The sequence below is a fragment of the Pseudarthrobacter sp. GQ63 genome (genome assembly GCF_059758765.1).
Map to the genome: position 1 here is coordinate 96,590 of NZ_JCAXEF010000006.1, position 15,218 is coordinate 111,807.

Annotated in this window: 15 protein-coding genes; 12 read left to right on the plus strand and 3 right to left on the minus strand. The window is 60.6% G+C overall.

Annotated features, from left to right (window positions below; genetic code table 11):
• Window positions 1-845: 845 nt before the first annotated feature.
• The 3 genes from AC6CHP_RS12135 to AC6CHP_RS12145 form a co-directional block, all read right to left on the minus strand.
• A complete protein-coding gene (locus AC6CHP_RS12135; protein ID WP_498230103.1) occupies window positions 846-1,646 on the minus strand; it encodes a hypothetical protein in 801 nt (266 codons plus the stop codon).
• Window positions 1,647-1,826: 180 nt separating this feature from the next.
• Complete coding sequence (locus AC6CHP_RS12140) at window positions 1,827-4,154, minus strand: ATP-binding protein (protein WP_498230105.1); 2,328 nt, start codon at window positions 4,152-4,154, stop codon at window positions 1,827-1,829.
• A 183-nt stretch (window positions 4,155-4,337) separates the two neighbouring features.
• Window positions 4,338-5,060, minus strand: a complete 723-nt coding sequence (locus AC6CHP_RS12145) for a GntR family transcriptional regulator (RefSeq protein WP_498230107.1) — start codon at window positions 5,058-5,060, stop codon at window positions 4,338-4,340.
• Window positions 5,061-5,420: 360 nt separating this feature from the next.
• Here AC6CHP_RS12145 and AC6CHP_RS12150 point away from each other — a divergent pair, with 360 nt between their 5' ends.
• From AC6CHP_RS12150 to AC6CHP_RS12205, 12 genes are all read left to right on the plus strand, one after another.
• On the plus strand, window positions 5,421-5,687 hold the full coding sequence (locus tag AC6CHP_RS12150) for a hypothetical protein (protein ID WP_498230109.1): 267 nt from the start codon (window positions 5,421-5,423) through the stop codon (window positions 5,685-5,687).
• Window positions 5,687-6,532, plus strand: coding sequence for a DODA-type extradiol aromatic ring-opening family dioxygenase (locus tag AC6CHP_RS12155; RefSeq protein WP_498230111.1), 846 nt, complete (start codon window positions 5,687-5,689; stop codon window positions 6,530-6,532). Before AC6CHP_RS12150 ends, AC6CHP_RS12155 begins: the two co-directional genes overlap by 1 nt.
• A gap of 63 nt (window positions 6,533-6,595) precedes the next feature.
• Complete coding sequence (locus AC6CHP_RS12160; RefSeq protein WP_498230113.1) at window positions 6,596-7,621, plus strand: dihydrodipicolinate synthase family protein; 1,026 nt, start codon at window positions 6,596-6,598, stop codon at window positions 7,619-7,621.
• Window positions 7,622-7,660: 39 nt separating this feature from the next.
• A complete protein-coding gene (locus AC6CHP_RS12165) occupies window positions 7,661-8,977 on the plus strand; it encodes an aromatic ring-hydroxylating oxygenase subunit alpha (protein ID WP_498230115.1) in 1,317 nt (438 codons plus the stop codon).
• A 2-nt stretch (window positions 8,978-8,979) separates the two neighbouring features.
• On the plus strand, window positions 8,980-9,498 hold the full coding sequence (locus AC6CHP_RS12170) for an aromatic-ring-hydroxylating dioxygenase subunit beta (protein ID WP_498230117.1): 519 nt from the start codon (window positions 8,980-8,982) through the stop codon (window positions 9,496-9,498).
• 12 nt (window positions 9,499-9,510) lie between these two features.
• Window positions 9,511-9,789 (plus strand): hypothetical protein, encoded by a 279-nt coding sequence (locus tag AC6CHP_RS12175; RefSeq protein WP_498230119.1) that lies wholly within the window; start codon window positions 9,511-9,513, stop codon window positions 9,787-9,789.
• Window positions 9,786-10,568, plus strand: a complete 783-nt coding sequence (locus tag AC6CHP_RS12180) for an SDR family NAD(P)-dependent oxidoreductase (RefSeq protein ID WP_498230121.1) — start codon at window positions 9,786-9,788, stop codon at window positions 10,566-10,568. Before AC6CHP_RS12175 ends, AC6CHP_RS12180 begins: the two co-directional genes overlap by 4 nt.
• Window positions 10,569-10,632: 64 nt before the next feature.
• A complete protein-coding gene (locus AC6CHP_RS12185) occupies window positions 10,633-11,217 on the plus strand; it encodes an amino acid synthesis family protein (protein ID WP_498230123.1) in 585 nt (194 codons plus the stop codon).
• On the plus strand, window positions 11,214-12,416 hold the full coding sequence (locus tag AC6CHP_RS12190) for an amidohydrolase family protein (protein ID WP_498230125.1): 1,203 nt from the start codon (window positions 11,214-11,216) through the stop codon (window positions 12,414-12,416). The genes AC6CHP_RS12185 and AC6CHP_RS12190 overlap by 4 nt, the downstream gene beginning before the upstream one ends.
• A gap of 28 nt (window positions 12,417-12,444) precedes the next feature.
• Entirely contained in the window at window positions 12,445-12,651 is a 207-nt protein-coding gene (locus AC6CHP_RS12195; RefSeq protein ID WP_268002285.1) for a ferredoxin, read from the plus strand.
• Complete coding sequence (locus AC6CHP_RS12200) at window positions 12,651-13,841, plus strand: NAD(P)/FAD-dependent oxidoreductase (RefSeq protein ID WP_498230128.1); 1,191 nt, start codon at window positions 12,651-12,653, stop codon at window positions 13,839-13,841. Before AC6CHP_RS12195 ends, AC6CHP_RS12200 begins: the two co-directional genes overlap by 1 nt.
• Before the next feature lie 39 nt (window positions 13,842-13,880).
• Window positions 13,881-15,017, plus strand: a complete 1,137-nt coding sequence (locus AC6CHP_RS12205; protein WP_498230130.1) for an alpha/beta hydrolase family protein — start codon at window positions 13,881-13,883, stop codon at window positions 15,015-15,017.
• Window positions 15,018-15,218 lie beyond the last annotated feature (201 nt).

Consider the following 15,218-nt stretch of genomic DNA (forward strand, 5'->3'; position numbering starts at 1 on the left):
GTAGACAGATCAGAAGGAGCGCCGAGATGACCCGCGAAGAAGCATACTCTCATTGCCCACCTGACTCCTATGTGGAGTACTACAGAAGCCAGTGGCTCATCATCCCGTTCGCGCCCGTTGAACAGCCAGCATTTTTCACATGCGCGCCCAACACCGAACGATCTTTGCCTGCCTCAACCGGACACTGATTCTTACCCCAGAGATTGGGCAATTCGCGTTCTGAAATGGCTGGGAAACGCTGACCATCAACGCATGATGACTTCACTCTCGAAGTGATGCGAGCATCTCCGCTGCACGGTAGTCTCGCAGATCAACCCAGTGTAATGAATCGGTCAGGGACGGCGGGAGCGCGGGTACTGATCGCCTCAGCCAGTAACTGCATGAGCTGTCCCCTGGGTGTCCTGGGCTTCGCCCTAGACGCAGACGATGCGCTGGCGGATTCCCTCGGTAGCTCGACATCGGGTGGGTGCCCGAGTACTAATAGGGCCTCCTCCAGCCTGTCCTTCTGTATGTCGAATAGCAGATCGTGTCCCGTTTACAAGATCCCCGCCGGAGGTGTGGCCCGGTTTCCAGGTCTTCCGCAGGCGCATGACGTAGTACGATTCCCCCGCGCCCACCGCAGCCAGCCGCGGAAGAGATTTTTGTTTTCATGAGCTGGACGCTTGAGGAACCCTCACCAGTGGCATCCCACGCCCGTCTCCAATTGGTTTTACGCAGCACGGGACGCTTTCCGGCCAAGGCCTGGGTGGGGCGGAGAAATCCGACCCCGGTCTGAGTAATGGTAAGCCATCGCACTTCGTCGTTACGCAGCGCTGCAGCAGCCGACCTGGCCTGGCCTGGTGAGGCTAGAGCCGCATCAGTACTTCCTGCGTCGAAAGCAGGCGGAACGTCTGCACACGCATTGAATCGGCGGAGCCTCTCATATTCCTGATCGATTCTCGGGTGCTTGCCGACGTTTCATGCATGCGGTTCTTCAGGGTTTCAAGCCACTGTTGCAGGTCGTTTTCCGTGCTCGGACCAATCTGCATCGTTTCCACAAGTTCCCTCCCCGACATCGGTGCGTATCGGGCGAAGGTATCCTCTGGACGCAGCGCCCACGTGGACATGCGCTCCAGCTCGGCGGCGGAGGACTGGATTTTCCAATCGTAGGAAGCCACAGTTCCACTGCTGTCGTAAGCCCAGGCAGTGGCCAGGTTTTCAAGAATGAGTGACTCCTCAGACCAGCCAGTCAGGGCCGCATGAAGAAAATCAGTGCTGTGAGGGGGCATATCAGGTACGGCCAGGCGTGTTATTGCGCGATCGTTGATTTCAGCAAGAAGGGCTGCGGGATCCTCTTTAACCAAGATCTCGTGCCGGGGTGGCCACACGTCGAAGCTACTGTGGTCTCCGTGCATTCGGCCTACATGAAAAACGTAGATTTGAGGGTACTGTGCTGATCTTTCTCGTCTCTCTGGCCGCGCTTCGTAATGCAGCAGAGCGCCAAGCTGCATCAGGAGGCTCGCACCGAGAGATCCCCATGGTTCACGTACGACGATTCCAAGCCGGTCCCGCAATGACCAGTCGGGGAGAATCTCATCCGTACCGACACGGTTGCCGTGGACGGAAATAGTAAACATGTCTTTGCGGATGTCGGTAGCAACGTGCATCTTTCACTCCACTCCAAATCACCTGGCAGTCCTCATCTGCGGCGTGAGCGCAGCGGACAGGTCGTAAAACAGTGGCACACGAAGACGACGCGTGCGTCCGTATAAACACTGATTTGGCTACTGAGCTTCGGCTCGAGGCCTCTGGGGAGGAGCACGCCGTTGGCCCCGGCAACGACGGGGTCAAGATCCGGTCGAGTCGGGGTGCAGGCGCGCCCACGCGGCGGCCATTTGTGCACGGTTCTCAAGGCCAAACTTCGCGAGGATGTTCTCAACGTGCGTTTCTGCAGTTCGCGGAGAAATGGTCAACTCTGACGCTATTTCGCGGTTACTTAATCCGCGGCCTAACAAGGCGGCTACTTCCTTTTCGCGGCGTGTGAGGCGGACGGCAGTCTCGGGCTCAGGGCCGGTGATCCGATCCTGACCTGCAGCCTCCTGCAGAAGAAGGTCGCTGGCGTCTGTTTGAAAACCTTCCGCATAAGCCGAATCGAATGCTTTTTGCCCGAGCGCATCACGGCAACGCTCGAAGGATTCCCGACGTTGAGCCCCTATGTTGTGAAAGCCTGAGAAATCTCCACCCATAAACTTCCAGAGCCGGTCGGCGCCTCCGAACAGGATCGCCGCTCGGGTATTTTGCCCGCCCTGCTGGGCGCACCATGCCAGAAGTTCGATACAGTGCGCCAGCAGCAGCTGGTCGTGGACATAACCAGCAACCTTTAACGCCAATTCGCGGGCATGGGTGGGTTCATTTTGAATCCAGTCGTGAACGGCCAGGGCATATTCGATGTACCCGCGCCACATGTAGTCATCGAAGTCATCGCAAAGCTCCAGCCCCGCCCTGCTCAGGTCGGCTACTCGACCGTTGTCACGATCGAACGCGGCGAGCAGCACCGCGATGCCGATAGCGTCCATCGTGAAAATCTCCGCCGCAGGCCCCGGGACGCGTTTGTAAGTAGCGAGAGCTTCGTCCAGTAGCTCACGGGCTAACGTGACCCGGCCATGTCCTGCCTCTACGACCCCGGAAACCTGAAGCGCCAGGGCATGATTCAGGACATCCCCGGTCATTGCCTGACTTGAAGCGGCCAGTTCAAGAAGTTTCTCCGCAGACCGCAATTTGCTTTGTAGAACGCACAGATAGGCATGAATACAGAGGGCATACTCACGCTCTCGGGGGTAAGCGTCGGTATTTGCCGAGGCCAGCACCCTTCCCAAGGTGGAACGCCCCTCCGAGAGCTGGCCTACGGCAAACCAGAAAAACCACAGTCCCGCCGCCATCCGAAGGCTCCCGGCACTGAGATCCGGGTCGTGTAGACCATAATCAATGGCGGCCAGAATATTGGGGTACTCCAGGCGTAGACGCTCTATGCGTTCGCGCTCACTGCTGCCGGGAAAATCAGTGGTGATTCGATTGAACGATCCCTCGTAATAGGCGAGGTGCTTGTTGTGCAGATCCTGCCTTTCACCGAGGTCATCCAATCGGGACTCGCCATAGTCGCGGATGAGACGCAGGAGACGGTACCTCACTTGGTCACCGACGTTATCCGCCACAACAACTGATTGGTCCACTAAAGAGGCCAGCAGGTCCAGAAGGTCCGGAGCTGTCAACGGCGGTTGTCCGCAGACCGCCTCCACAGCGGGAAGGTCAAACGTATTCTCGAAAACGGTAAGACGGGACCACAGCAACTTCTCATCGTCACTGCACAGTTCATAGCTTCCTGCCGTCAGGGTCCGCAGCGTCCTGTGACGAGGTTCGGTTGATCCTGCCCCGGCACGTGGGAAGTCCCGATGGCCTTCCATTCGTTCGATAATTTGCTCTATCGACAACGCTCGCGTCCACGCCGCTGCGAGTTCTATTGCCAGAGGCAACCCGTCAAGCCTGTGGCAAAGCCGTGAAAGCGCTTGAGCTTGTGACTCGGCAACAGTGAATCCGGGCCGAACCAGCCTGGCGCGGGCAAGAAAGAGCTTGGCCGACTCGGTCCCCAGAACATCGGAAAGGTGAACTTCGGACGTCGTATCCGCAGGAAGTGACAACGGAGAGAGGTTGACCACCTGGCCGCCGTCCACGTAGAGCGCGCGCCGACTGGTCGCCAATATCGTGCTTTGAGTGCCGGACGCGACGAGATCCTGAAGCAGGAGCACGCAGTCTGAGTCCAGAGAGTCACAACTGTCCAAAACAACAAGAGCTTCAAGATCCTGCATGAAGTCGTGCAACAGTACTGGTGAAACCTGCCCACTGTTCCGCATGCCAAAAGCAGCGGCTGTCCGGGCACAAAATTCCGCGGGATGACTGACTCCAGCAAGGTCCGCGAAGAATACGCCCTCGGCAAACCTCTCTCCCAGCCGCTGAACCAGGTCAGAAACGAGCCGCGTTTTCCCAACTCCACCAGGGCCAACCAGGGTAACGAAGCGGCTGACCTCAAGCGCGCTGCCCAGCGTTGACCGCTCGGCCTCTCGTCCAATGAACGTGGTCACATACCTGGGAAGTTGGGCCCTCAGGGTCTGGTCGGTCATTGAATAACCCCTCTCGTCAAGACAACCTGCCCCTCGGAGGCTCCCTTTGTCATCCAGCGGACAGGCGTCCTAGCCCTTTTGTGAGGGGTTCCGCGGCATGTGCGGGCCAACCCATAACCGTTCGGCTGTTCACGCCTGGGCAAGCTACCGGCCCGGCGGCGATCTGTGCTCAGTTACAGCCCATCATGGACCCAGCTCCTGTGCCGCCAGCACCGGCAACGTTGCCGCTGCCGAAGCGCGGACGTGGTCGATGCACGCCAGCCGCGCCTGGATAGGATCACCGGCGAGAATAGCGTTAACAATGCGCTGAAGACCTTCAATCGTGGGCTGGGCACGGTCCCTCATGGACAACGAGACCCGGCGAATCTGATGGATGCGCACGTGCAGACGGTTAACAGCTTCGCGCAGCTCTGTGTTACCGGACCCGGCCAGAAGGTAATCATAAAAAACGTCGCTCGCCTGCAACATGGTAGTCGTGTCGGGGCCTTCAAGAGCCTCCCGTACAGGCTCGAGAGACTCAGCAAACAGTTTTTTCGCCGACGCCGATCCACGAATGGCGAACAGCTCGCCGGCCAAGCCCTCCAAGACCGCCCGGATGTCATAAATATCTGCGGCTTCTGCGTAATCGAGCTCCCGCACCCGTGCACCCCTGTTCTCGGTAAGAACAACTATGCGTTCTGCAGCCAGATGCCGCAGGGCATCACGTACCGCGGTACGGCCGACCCCGTACTTCACGGCCAGCTCCCGTTCGCCGAGTTTTGTGCCCGGGACAAGGTCACCGTCGGCAATGGCACGCCTCAGCATTTCCGGAAGATCCCGAACGTCGTCCGGCGCCTCATTCGTCTGCACAAGCGACATGGCCTTCGGTGCTCCTGGGTCGGTGAGTGGTGGTTCTTGATTGAGCATACAGATCTCATCGTGAATTGAAACGGGTAAATCGGAATTTTGTCGACAAATATCTGAGCAGGGACCCGCCCTCTTGTTGGGGTATTCCGAAGCTAAAGCGGAACGTACCCGCCGTATTGGGCGGAGGAGGTCGCTGGATTTAGGGAGTTTGGGAGGGCGGTGTCTCCACCGCTTCTGCAGGAGATCCAGAAGATACGTGGAAATACGGAGTTTTTTTGTCGACATTTGTCCCTAAGCTGGCTCCATTGCTCGACGCGGTGCAGGGATCGACTCAGATCTGCGCTGGTCGGGAACCGCGCCAAGAGTCATCCGATCCATTCGGGACCGAAGTAACTGGCGCAGCACAGCACCGAATGAGGAATGGAGGAGCACCGGTTGTACAACTTGCACAAGCTGCTGTGGGACATCCGCAAAGATCCCACTCTCGCAGAAAGTTTTCGGAGCGACCCGGGTCCGATTCTCGATCAATACGGGGTGGACGGCGAGGCACGGACGGCAATGCTGGAGCTCGATTTCAAGAAGCTCCACAAGATCGGAGCGAACCCGTATCTGATCTACTTCTGCGCCATCCAGCTGGCTGTTGATCGTGCCGCGTATTACACACAGATCCGTGAGGAGGAGAACTGATGGGCAAGATCGTAGGAGCATTCGCAGCATCGCATTCCCCTGGAGTGACCGGCTGGCCGGAACGGGCCGAGCCACGCAAAAGGGAAGCAATCGAAGGAGCCTTCGCTGAGGCCCGCCGGCGCATCGACGCTTTGGAACCCGAAGCAATCATCGCCATTTCCGTCGAACACTTCACCAACTTCAACTTCGGAAACCTGCCGGCGTTCGCGATTGCCACCGCGGACTCCTACCTGGGGCCTGTAACCCCGGAGATGAGCAACTTCCTGAGGGTGGAGCAGCACCAGTATCCCGGGAACGGAAAACTCGGCCGCCACATCTACGAGTTCGCCATCTCGAATGAGTTCGACCCCTCCCTTGTGGAAGGTGGCCTCGATTTCGACGAAAACTTCTGCGTTCCGTTCAAACACCTCGATCCCGACTCCAAGTACCCGCTCGTTCCCATCATCGTGAACGGCGTGAACCCGCCCTGGCCCACAGCAAAGCGCAGCTACGAATTTGGCGAAATGCTTCGCCGCGCCGTTGAAGCGCAGGACGCGGTCGAACGTGTTGTGGTCGTCGGAACCGGTGGCCTCTCCCACTGGGTAGGGCTGCCCGAAGCAGGCCAGGTGAACGAGGAATTCGACCGCGACTTTATTACCCGAATCGAGAGCGGCGACCCCGAGCAGCTCAAGAGCTACTCGCCGAAGGAAATCGACGCAGCAGGCAACGGGGCTCACGAAGTCCGCACATGGATTGCCGCTGCCGGCGCCATTGGCGCCCCCTTCGAGGTACTCGCCTACGAACCGGTTCCTGAATGGCTGACCGGGACCGCCGTCGCAGCAGCAACGCCCGGTTTGAAGCTCTAAGACCCCAACCCCAGACGGCTCCGCACCCGCGGAAGCCGAGCACCACCAAGGAGAAACAAGAACATGAGCAAACTTCCCAAGATCACAGGTCGCGATATGCGTGGCGTCATGTCCTACCCGCCCACGCCTGCTCTGCCCGGCGCGGACCAGGTGGAGGCACAGAACACCGTCGATCTCGCCGAGACCGAGCGCATGGTCCGCCAGCTGATCGCCGATGGCGTAGACGCCATCGCGTTGAACGGCACCCTCGGCGAAATGGCCACGCTGACTCTTGACGAATGGAAGGCCTTCGCTGAGTGCGCGGTACAAACAGCGCACTCTGTAAATCCCGACTTCCCCATCTTCGTCGGCTCAACTACCCTGAGCACCCGCGAAACCATCTCCCGGATGCGGTTCCTCTCGGAGCTCGGCGCCACCGGTACCCTCCTGGGCCGCCCAATGTGGGGCGAGATGGTGGCCCCTGTCATGGAGAAGTTCTACCGTGACGTCGCCGAGGCCGTTCCCGAAATGGCCATCGTGGTCTACGACAACACCGCAGCCTTTGGCGGCATCATCCCGCGCTCGGTTTACCGCACGCTGGTCCAGCTGCCCCAGGTAGTGGCCGTGAAGTACGCCGGTGGCGCCTCTGTCGGCTTCCGGTACCACAACGACATGGCCCACACCGGGGACAAGTTCCCGCTGATGCCCATCGAGACCGACTGGTTCCCGGCTTGGGAGATGTACGGCGAGGAACTCGTTGGCATGGCCTGGTCGTCCACCACCGCCATGGGCCCGGACCCTGTCCTGCACCTGCGCGATGCACTGCAGCAGGGTCGCACCGATGACGCCCGCTGGCTCACCGAGCGGTTGCGCTGGGCACATGAGCCCTTCATCGTTGGCCAGGACTTCTTTGAGTTCGCCAAGTACAACATCCCGCTCGAGAAGATCCGCGTCAACAAGGCAGGCTACATCAACGTAGGCCAGAGCCGAGTTCCGTACACCGAGGACCTCGTACCCCAGGCGCACTGGGACTCCACCGCAGAACACGTCGAGCGTTACCGCAAGATCGGCGCGGAGATCGAAGCGCGACTCGGATCCCGCAAGAAGTAAAGACCAGGAATAGATAGAGGAATCAGCGAGGTCATCAAAATGACAACGGAGTCGGTAAACCCGGACACGGATGCTCATCTGCGCGAGATCCGGGAAGGGATCAAGCAGGGGCGGTTTCCGGCCCATGTCTTCAACGATCAGCAGATCTTCGACCTGGAGCAGGAACGGCTGTTCGGCCAAGCGTGGACCTTCTTGGCCCACGAATCGGAGATCCCGAAGCCGGGTGACTACGTCACCCGGTACATCGGAAACAACAACATGATCGTTGCCCGGGACGAGCACGGCGAGATCCACGCAAATCTCAACATGTGCCGGCATCGCGGCAACATGATGTGCAAGTCGGAGATGGGGAACGCCTCCCACTTCCGTTGCTCATACCACGGCTGGGTGTACAAGAACTCTGGTGAGCTCATCGGAGTTCCGTACATGGCCGAGGGTTATGAAGGCCGGCTGAAGAGGAAGGACTGGAGCCTGGTGGGGGCCCGTGTGGACAGTTACGCGGGTTTGGTGTTCGGAACGTTCAACCAGGACGCTCCAACACTGGAAGAGTACCTCGGCGGGTTCCAGTTCTACCTCGACCTCTACCTCAAACAGGGCTTGGCCGGCAGTGAAGTGCACGGTCCGCCCGATCACTGGATCACCGAAACTGACTGGAAAATTGCGGCCGAGAACTTCGCGGGCGATGGCTACCACACCCCTGTCGCCCACCAGTTCGGCTTCAACCTGGGGTACTTCCCCTCATCAGGCGCGACACACAGCCAAGGCTGGGCTGCCAGCATCCCCGGCAAGGGACATGGCATCGGACTCGGGCACACACCTGGACTTACCCCCTTTGCAGGCTTTCCGGATGACCTGACCGAAGAGATGCGTCGCAGCTTATCCCCTGAACAGGTAGAAGTGTTCAGCAACACCCGTACAGCGGTTGGCACAGTGTTTCCAAACTTGTCCTTCCTGATGCAGCCCTTCAGCCTGACACCCGGTGAGACGGGTGTGCGGTTCGTGACGATGCGGCTGTATCATCCGATCGGCCCGGGAAAAACGGAAATGTACTCCTGGTGCCTAGTCCCCAAGGACGCCTCCGAAGAGTACAAGGAAGCTGCCTACCAGGCATACACCCTCGCATTCGCCCAGGCAGGTACGTTCGAGCAGGACGACCTGGAGAACTGGGCGCGCGTAACCCGCATGGCAAAGTCCTCGGCAGTGCGCGGCATCGAATTCCCGTACATGATGGGTATCGAGAGTAAACAGGATCCCGACTTCCCCGGTCCCGGCCACGTCGTCAAGCCCTACGTCAACGACTCCAACTTCCGGAACCTGTGGACCCGGTGGGCGGACTACCTGCTGGGTGAGGCCTGATCATGACCGTACTCAGTGCCGTTGACCGGACCGTGCAACAAGACATTCAGGAATTCATGTTCCGGGAAGCACTCGCTTTGGATGAGCGCCGCTTCCGCGACTGGCTCGAATTTCTCTCCGAAGACATTACCTATGATGTGCCCCTTCGGGTGGTTCGTGAAGGACTGGCCGAATGGGAACTCTCCCCCAACGGCAGGATCTTCCAGGACAACAAGCAGACCCTCGAAGTCCGGGTGCGTCGCCTCGAAACCGACTTTGCCTGGGCCGAACAACCGCCCTCGCGCACACGTCACTACGTGACAAACGTGCTCGTGGACGCCGGTGAGCAGGACGCCGAGTACGAAGTCAGCTCTTACTGCCTCATTTACCGCAGCCGCGGAGACAGTATCGAGCCGAACTTCGTCTCGGTGTTCCGGAAGGACCTCGTGCGCAAAACGTCCGACGGTTACGAGATCGCACGCCGCTGGGCAGCCATTGACCAGGCGGTCATCAACGCCCACAACCTGTCCATCTTCATCTAGGAGGAATGAATCATGTCCGAATCGACAGCAAGGCCTCAGGCGGAGAACCCGGACACCGGTGAAGTGCTTGAGGTTCCGAAGGACGGCGGCAACAGCGGCCCGATCGTGATTGCCAACGAGTTCGCGGATGTCGTTGTCCGCAAGGTCGAAACACGAAACGGCGTCCGCCTTGAGCTGTGGTCCCCCCGTCGTGGGACCTGCGTACGCTTTGACGCCGTTGCCCTTGATGTTTTGAGCTACCAGGAACCGGAGTTCATCACCAAGCTGCTGAGCAGGACGCCAGGCGCATGAGCGAAACACTTTCAGGGCAGCACATTCTGGTCACGGGCGGGGGGTCAGGAATCGCCCGGGCGGCCGCCGAACGCTACCACCGTGAAGGGGCAAAAGTTACTGTCCTGAACCGGTCCGCAGGTGGTGCCCAAGCAGTCTCGGAGTCCTCCGGCGGCGCCGTTCAGGCCCTCGTAGGCGACGCTACCGACGCCGGCGTCCTCCGGGACGCCATCGCGGCCGCGGCTGACGCAGAGGGACGACTGCACAACATCACTTGCGGCGTCGGAGTGTTCGACAACTACGCCAAGGTCAATGAGCTGTCGTCAGAGGAGCTCTTGACCGCGGCCGAGGAGGTGTGGCGGGTCAACGTGCGCTCAACGTTGCTCGCGGTCAATCTCGCCGTGCCGGCACTGCGCGCAGCGGGGGGATCTGTCACCCTCACCCTCTCCGAATCCGCGTTCAACGCCATCGGAGGCGGCGTGCTTTACGGCAGCTCCAAGTGGGCACTGCGCGGAATTGTTGACCACCTCGCTGCCGAGTTGGCACCGGAAATCCGGGTCAATGGCGTGGCACCAGGCGGCACTGGGGGAACCCGTTTCGGCGGATTGTCGACGCTCGGGCAAACCTTGACAGCTGACCGTGTGGAAGGCCGCGACGAGCGAATCGCCGCCCACACTCTGCTCGGCTTCACCGCCACACCTGAAGACCACAGCGGGGCCTACCGCTTCCTGGCCGACCCTGTCGACGCCCGCGTTGTCACCGGAGTGGTGATCCGCACCGACGGCGGACGACGCCTCTAGCAGACCCCCCAAAAAACCAGGAAAGCGGTACGCCGTCGTACCGAAACCAGAATGAGGAACACAAATGGTTCAGAAGTCCATCGAAATCCGTAAGACCTTCGCACAGGTCGAAGAAATCCGCACATCGGCCGGAAAGGGCGACAGCGGCGGGCCGCTGCGTAAAGTCGCCGTCTGCGCCGTGATCACAAACCCCTACGCCGGGCAGGGCTTTGTCCAGGACCTCTCAGCACTGGTCGAGGCATCGCAGGAAATCGGAACGCTGCTGGGCAAAGAGGCACTGGGGCTGCTCGGCGGCCCCGTCGAAAGCTACGGCAAGGCAGGCCTCGTCGGGAGTGCAGGCGAACAGGAACACATCAACGCCGCCCTTACCTCAGTATTCGGAGACGCCTTCCGCGAGGCCATTGGTGGAGGTGCGGCCTGGATCACGTCGGTGACCAAGCCCGCCTCCGCAGGTACCGTCATCGACGTGCCGACGGCTTTCAAGGACGAAGTCTGGGTCCGCTCGCACTACGACGCCATGGAAGTACGGGTGCCGGACGCACCTCACCCCGACGAACTGGTCGTCATCGCCGCCGTAACAAATCGTGGACGGCTGAACGCACGCGTCGGCGGCATGTCCATCGCAGAGGCGAAGGAGAAGGGGCTGTGACAGGATCGATCGCAGTCGTCGGAGCGGGCACAATCCTCTCCGGAGACTGGCAGTCACCCATCATTAGGGACGCTGATACCGTCATCACCAGGGACGGGATCATCACAGCCGTTGGCCGCAGGCAGGATCTGCTTGCCGAAATTGACGCCTCGTCCCATGTTATCGACGCCAAGGGCACCACACTCGCACCCGGGCTCATCGACTCTCACTGCCACGTGGTCATCGGCGACTACACACCCCGCCAGAAAACCGTGGACTTCCTCGCCAGCTACGTTCACGGCGGCATCACTAGCGTCGTATCCCCCGGCGAAATCCACGCACCCGGCCGGCCAAGCACCGCCATAGGAGTCAAAGCTCTCGCCATTGCAGCGAAAGAGTGCTTCGATAACTTCCACCCCAACGGCATGACCGTCCACGCCGGTGCCGTTGTCCTTGAACCGACACTGCAGGAAAAGGACTTCGTTGACCTGCAGGAGGCCGGGGTTCACCTGGCCAAGTTCGGGTTCGGCCGCTACATGGATCCCGCCGACGGCGTAGACCAGGTCCGGTGGGCAAAAGAACACGGGATCACCGTCATGTGTCACTCGGGAGGGGCGAGCATCCCGGGAAGTAAGCCGATCACTCCGAAGCACCTCCTCTTGCTGGCCCCGCACGTTTGCGGCCATGTCAACGGTGGACCGACCTCACTCGATGAGGCCGGCGTGGACCTCATCATGGACGAGACTGACATGGCTCTGCAGCTCGTGCAGGCCGGCAACCTGCGCTCTGCAGTGCGGATTATTAACCGTGCCGCTGACAAGGGCATGTTCGAGCGTGTGGTGATAGGTTCGGACACCCCAACAGGTACCGGCGTCATGCCCCTAGGTGTGATGAAGACCGTAGCGGAGCTGTCATCGCTCTCCGACGTCGACCCGGCTCTCGTATGGGCGGCTGCCACCGGCAACAACGCCCGGGTATGGGACCTGCCAGCAGGTTTCATCGCCCCCGGACGCGCCGCCGACCTCGTGGTTCTCGACGCCCCTTGGGGATCAACCCGTGACGACGCCCTCGGCGCGCTGTCCGTAGGAGACATCCCGGGCATTTCAGCAGTCATCACCGGCGGAGTTGTCCGTACTCTCCGCAGCCGGAACACACCACAAGCTGCACGCGCGGCCGAGGTCACGCCACGCATCGAGCACCTCGAATCCTCAGGCCACTGAGAATTCGAGCATCAAAGGAGACAAAGACATGGCATTCAAGATCACGGTTGATCTTCCGGCTTGCCAGGGTTACGCAAACTGCCTCATCGAAGGTCCTGCACTTTTCGACATCGATGATGACACCAACAAAGCGGTAGTGATCGGCTCTGACGAACACGACGAAGCTTTGCGGGCCCAGGCAGAAGCAGCCCGGCGCGGGTGCCCGGCACACGCCATCTTCATCGAGGACATCTGATGCAGCGAATCGTCGTGGTCGGAGGCTCACTCGCCGGAGTGCACGCAGCTGAAGCGCTCCGCGAGCGTGGGTTTGACGGGGAACTGACACTCGTGTCCGCTGAGCAGGGGCTGCCGTATGACCGCCCGCCCCTGTCCAAGGAACTCCTGCTTGACGGCATGACGCCCGAGCAACTTCTGCTCCGCCCGGCCCCCTGGTACGAGGCACAAGGCATTGAGCTGCGGCTCAACACAGCCGCCCGTGGCATAGATGCCGACAAAGGGTTGCTCGCCCTCACCGACGGATCCGACCTTCCCTACGACGGCATGGTCATTGCCACAGGCTCCGCCGCCCGCCGCTTCCCCAGTGCCGCCCAGGCCCGTGTGCACGTGCTCCGGACCCTCGACGATGCCCTCGAACTCCGTCCCGAACTCATACCGGGCAGGCACCTCGTAATGATCGGTGGTGGATTCGTTGGCCTCGAAGTCGCGGCCGTAGCCCGGGGGCTCGGACTGGACGTCACCTTGATCGAAGGATCCCCCATGCCCCTGGCACGGGCCTTCGGCACCGAGATTGGCTCATGGTACCGGGAGCTTCACGAAGGCAACGGCGTCCGCCTGATCTGCGGGTCATCCGTGCAAAGCCTGCAGGACTCTCCCGGCGGGGTCACGGTCACCCTCAGCAACGGTGAACGCCTCAGCGCTGACGTCGTAGCGGCAGGCATCGGTGCCACTCCCGCTGTCGAGTGGCTCGCCGGAAGCGCCGTCGAGGTTGCCAACGGTGTTAGCTGCACACCAGAACTGCTGACCTCGGTTCCGAACATCGTCGCTGCCGGAGACGTCGCCGCATGGCGCAACCCGGTCTTTGACGAGGAAATGCGCATCGAACACTGGTCCAACGCAGTGGATCAAGGCCGGCATGCAGCAGCAACACTGCTTGGCGAGAGGGACCCGTTTGCGTCAGTGCCGTACTTCTGGACAGACCAACATGACAAAAAGATGCGGTTTGTGGGCCGCACCGTCGGTGCCACCGACATCCGAATCGAAGAAATGTCGGACGACAAACTGGTTGCCACCCTCGGCCGCGACGGGCTGCTAATTGGTGCACTCTGCGTTTGCGCTCCCCGGCACCTCGCCAAATACAAAGTCGCGATCCAAAACCGCACACCTTGGGAAGCCACCGACGCAACCCGGCTGGCCCCGGCCAACTAAATCTTCCTTTCCCACCCGAATCCAACCAAGGAGACACACATGAACACCGTCAAAACGGGCGACGCACTCTCGCTCATCGAGCTCTTCCCCCAGGACGAAGACTGGTCCCTGCAGACCATGAGGCTGCTTTCCCAGGTCGCAGTCGGCGGTTCCGACCTGTTTGAATGCGCACGTACCGCAGCCCGCATCGGCCGCGAAACAACCGACGGCGAAACCTGGCACCGCGAGTGGAGCCAAACAGCAAAAGACATCGCAGCCACCGGCTACGAAGCCCTCGAACGCGGCGACATCACAACTGCCCGGCGGGCCCTGTTCCGCTCCATGAGCTACTGGCGCCACTCCGAATTCTTCCTCGACTCCTTCGACGAGCGACGCACCGAAGCCTACGTCGAGGGCACCAAAAACTTCCAGAAGGCTGCCGAGCTGTCCGACGGACTGATCGAGCGGATCGCCGTACCGTTTGAGGGCAAGGAAATGGAGGGCTACATCGTCCGCCCCGACAACTCCGGTCAGGCCCGCCCCACGGTCCTCTTTCTTGGCGGCGCCGACTCTTGGGCCGAAGAACTCTACTTCCTGGGCGGAACCGAATTCCCGGCTCGCGGCATGAACGTGGTCATGATCGACACCCCCGGACGCGGCAGCTCGCTGCGCTTCAAGGAAATGTACAGCAGGCCCGACTATGAAGTACCCGTCGCCGCCATCTTCGACTTCCTTGAGAAGCGCAGCGATGTCGACGCGGACCGGTTCGGTCTCGCCGGCGTGAGCTTCGGTGGCTACTACGCCCCGCGTGCTGCAGCCTTCGAACCCCGAGTGAAGGCAGTAGCCGCCTGGTGTGGAACGTGGAGTATCCTCACGGACTTCTACGAGTTCTACCCGCCCCTGCAGAAGCAGCTCCAGTGGCTCAGCGGCTCAAAAGACGATGCAGAAGCCCGCGAGAAGCTGGCCAAATTCACCCTGGACGGTGTTGCAGACAAGCTCAAGATCCCCGTCTACGTTATGCACGGCACCGCCGACATCATCATGGACATCAAGGGCGCCGACCGCTTCGTTGAGGCGCTTACCTCCGATGATGTCACCGTCGATATCTACGACGGTGCCGGATCGCTGCACTGCAGCTACGACTACATGTCAGTAGCAGGTGCACGACTGAGCGACTGGTTCCTCCACCGCATCTAACTGCATCCCGGCTGGTTCCCAGCAGTCATTTTTCGAGGATGCATCTCGTCTCCCCTGCCACTCCAACGTTCCGCGTTGGGGTGGCAGGGGAACCCGCGAACCGCACTTGCGGAGGTGATGAGGAACCGCGCACCACTCGCGCCCGGACCGGAGCGCTGAGGTAAATGACAGATTCAAGGAAGAAGGACCCTCACGTGGCAG

Excerpts from the sequence above, each read along its gene's own strand:
- AC6CHP_RS12135 (WP_498230103.1), bottom strand. The coding sequence starts at position 1,646 with ATGCACGTTGCTACCGACATCCGCAAAGACATGTTTACTATTTCCGTC.
- AC6CHP_RS12140 (WP_498230105.1), bottom strand. The coding sequence starts at position 4,154 with ATGACCGACCAGACCCTGAGGGCCCAACTTCCCAGGTATGTGACCACG.
- AC6CHP_RS12145 (WP_498230107.1), bottom strand. The coding sequence starts at position 5,060 with ATGCTCAATCAAGAACCACCACTCACCGACCCAGGAGCACCGAAGGCC.
- AC6CHP_RS12150 (WP_498230109.1), top strand. The coding sequence starts at position 5,421 with ATGGAGGAGCACCGGTTGTACAACTTGCACAAGCTGCTGTGGGACATC.
- AC6CHP_RS12155 (WP_498230111.1), top strand. The coding sequence starts at position 5,687 with ATGGGCAAGATCGTAGGAGCATTCGCAGCATCGCATTCCCCTGGAGTG.
- AC6CHP_RS12160 (WP_498230113.1), top strand. The coding sequence starts at position 6,596 with ATGAGCAAACTTCCCAAGATCACAGGTCGCGATATGCGTGGCGTCATG.
- AC6CHP_RS12165 (WP_498230115.1), top strand. The coding sequence starts at position 7,661 with ATGACAACGGAGTCGGTAAACCCGGACACGGATGCTCATCTGCGCGAG.
- AC6CHP_RS12170 (WP_498230117.1), top strand. The coding sequence starts at position 8,980 with ATGACCGTACTCAGTGCCGTTGACCGGACCGTGCAACAAGACATTCAG.
- AC6CHP_RS12175 (WP_498230119.1), top strand. The coding sequence starts at position 9,511 with ATGTCCGAATCGACAGCAAGGCCTCAGGCGGAGAACCCGGACACCGGT.
- AC6CHP_RS12180 (WP_498230121.1), top strand. The coding sequence starts at position 9,786 with ATGAGCGAAACACTTTCAGGGCAGCACATTCTGGTCACGGGCGGGGGG.
- AC6CHP_RS12185 (WP_498230123.1), top strand. The coding sequence starts at position 10,633 with ATGGTTCAGAAGTCCATCGAAATCCGTAAGACCTTCGCACAGGTCGAA.
- AC6CHP_RS12195 (WP_268002285.1), top strand. The coding sequence starts at position 12,445 with ATGGCATTCAAGATCACGGTTGATCTTCCGGCTTGCCAGGGTTACGCA.
- AC6CHP_RS12200 (WP_498230128.1), top strand. The coding sequence starts at position 12,651 with ATGCAGCGAATCGTCGTGGTCGGAGGCTCACTCGCCGGAGTGCACGCA.
- AC6CHP_RS12205 (WP_498230130.1), top strand. The coding sequence starts at position 13,881 with ATGAACACCGTCAAAACGGGCGACGCACTCTCGCTCATCGAGCTCTTC.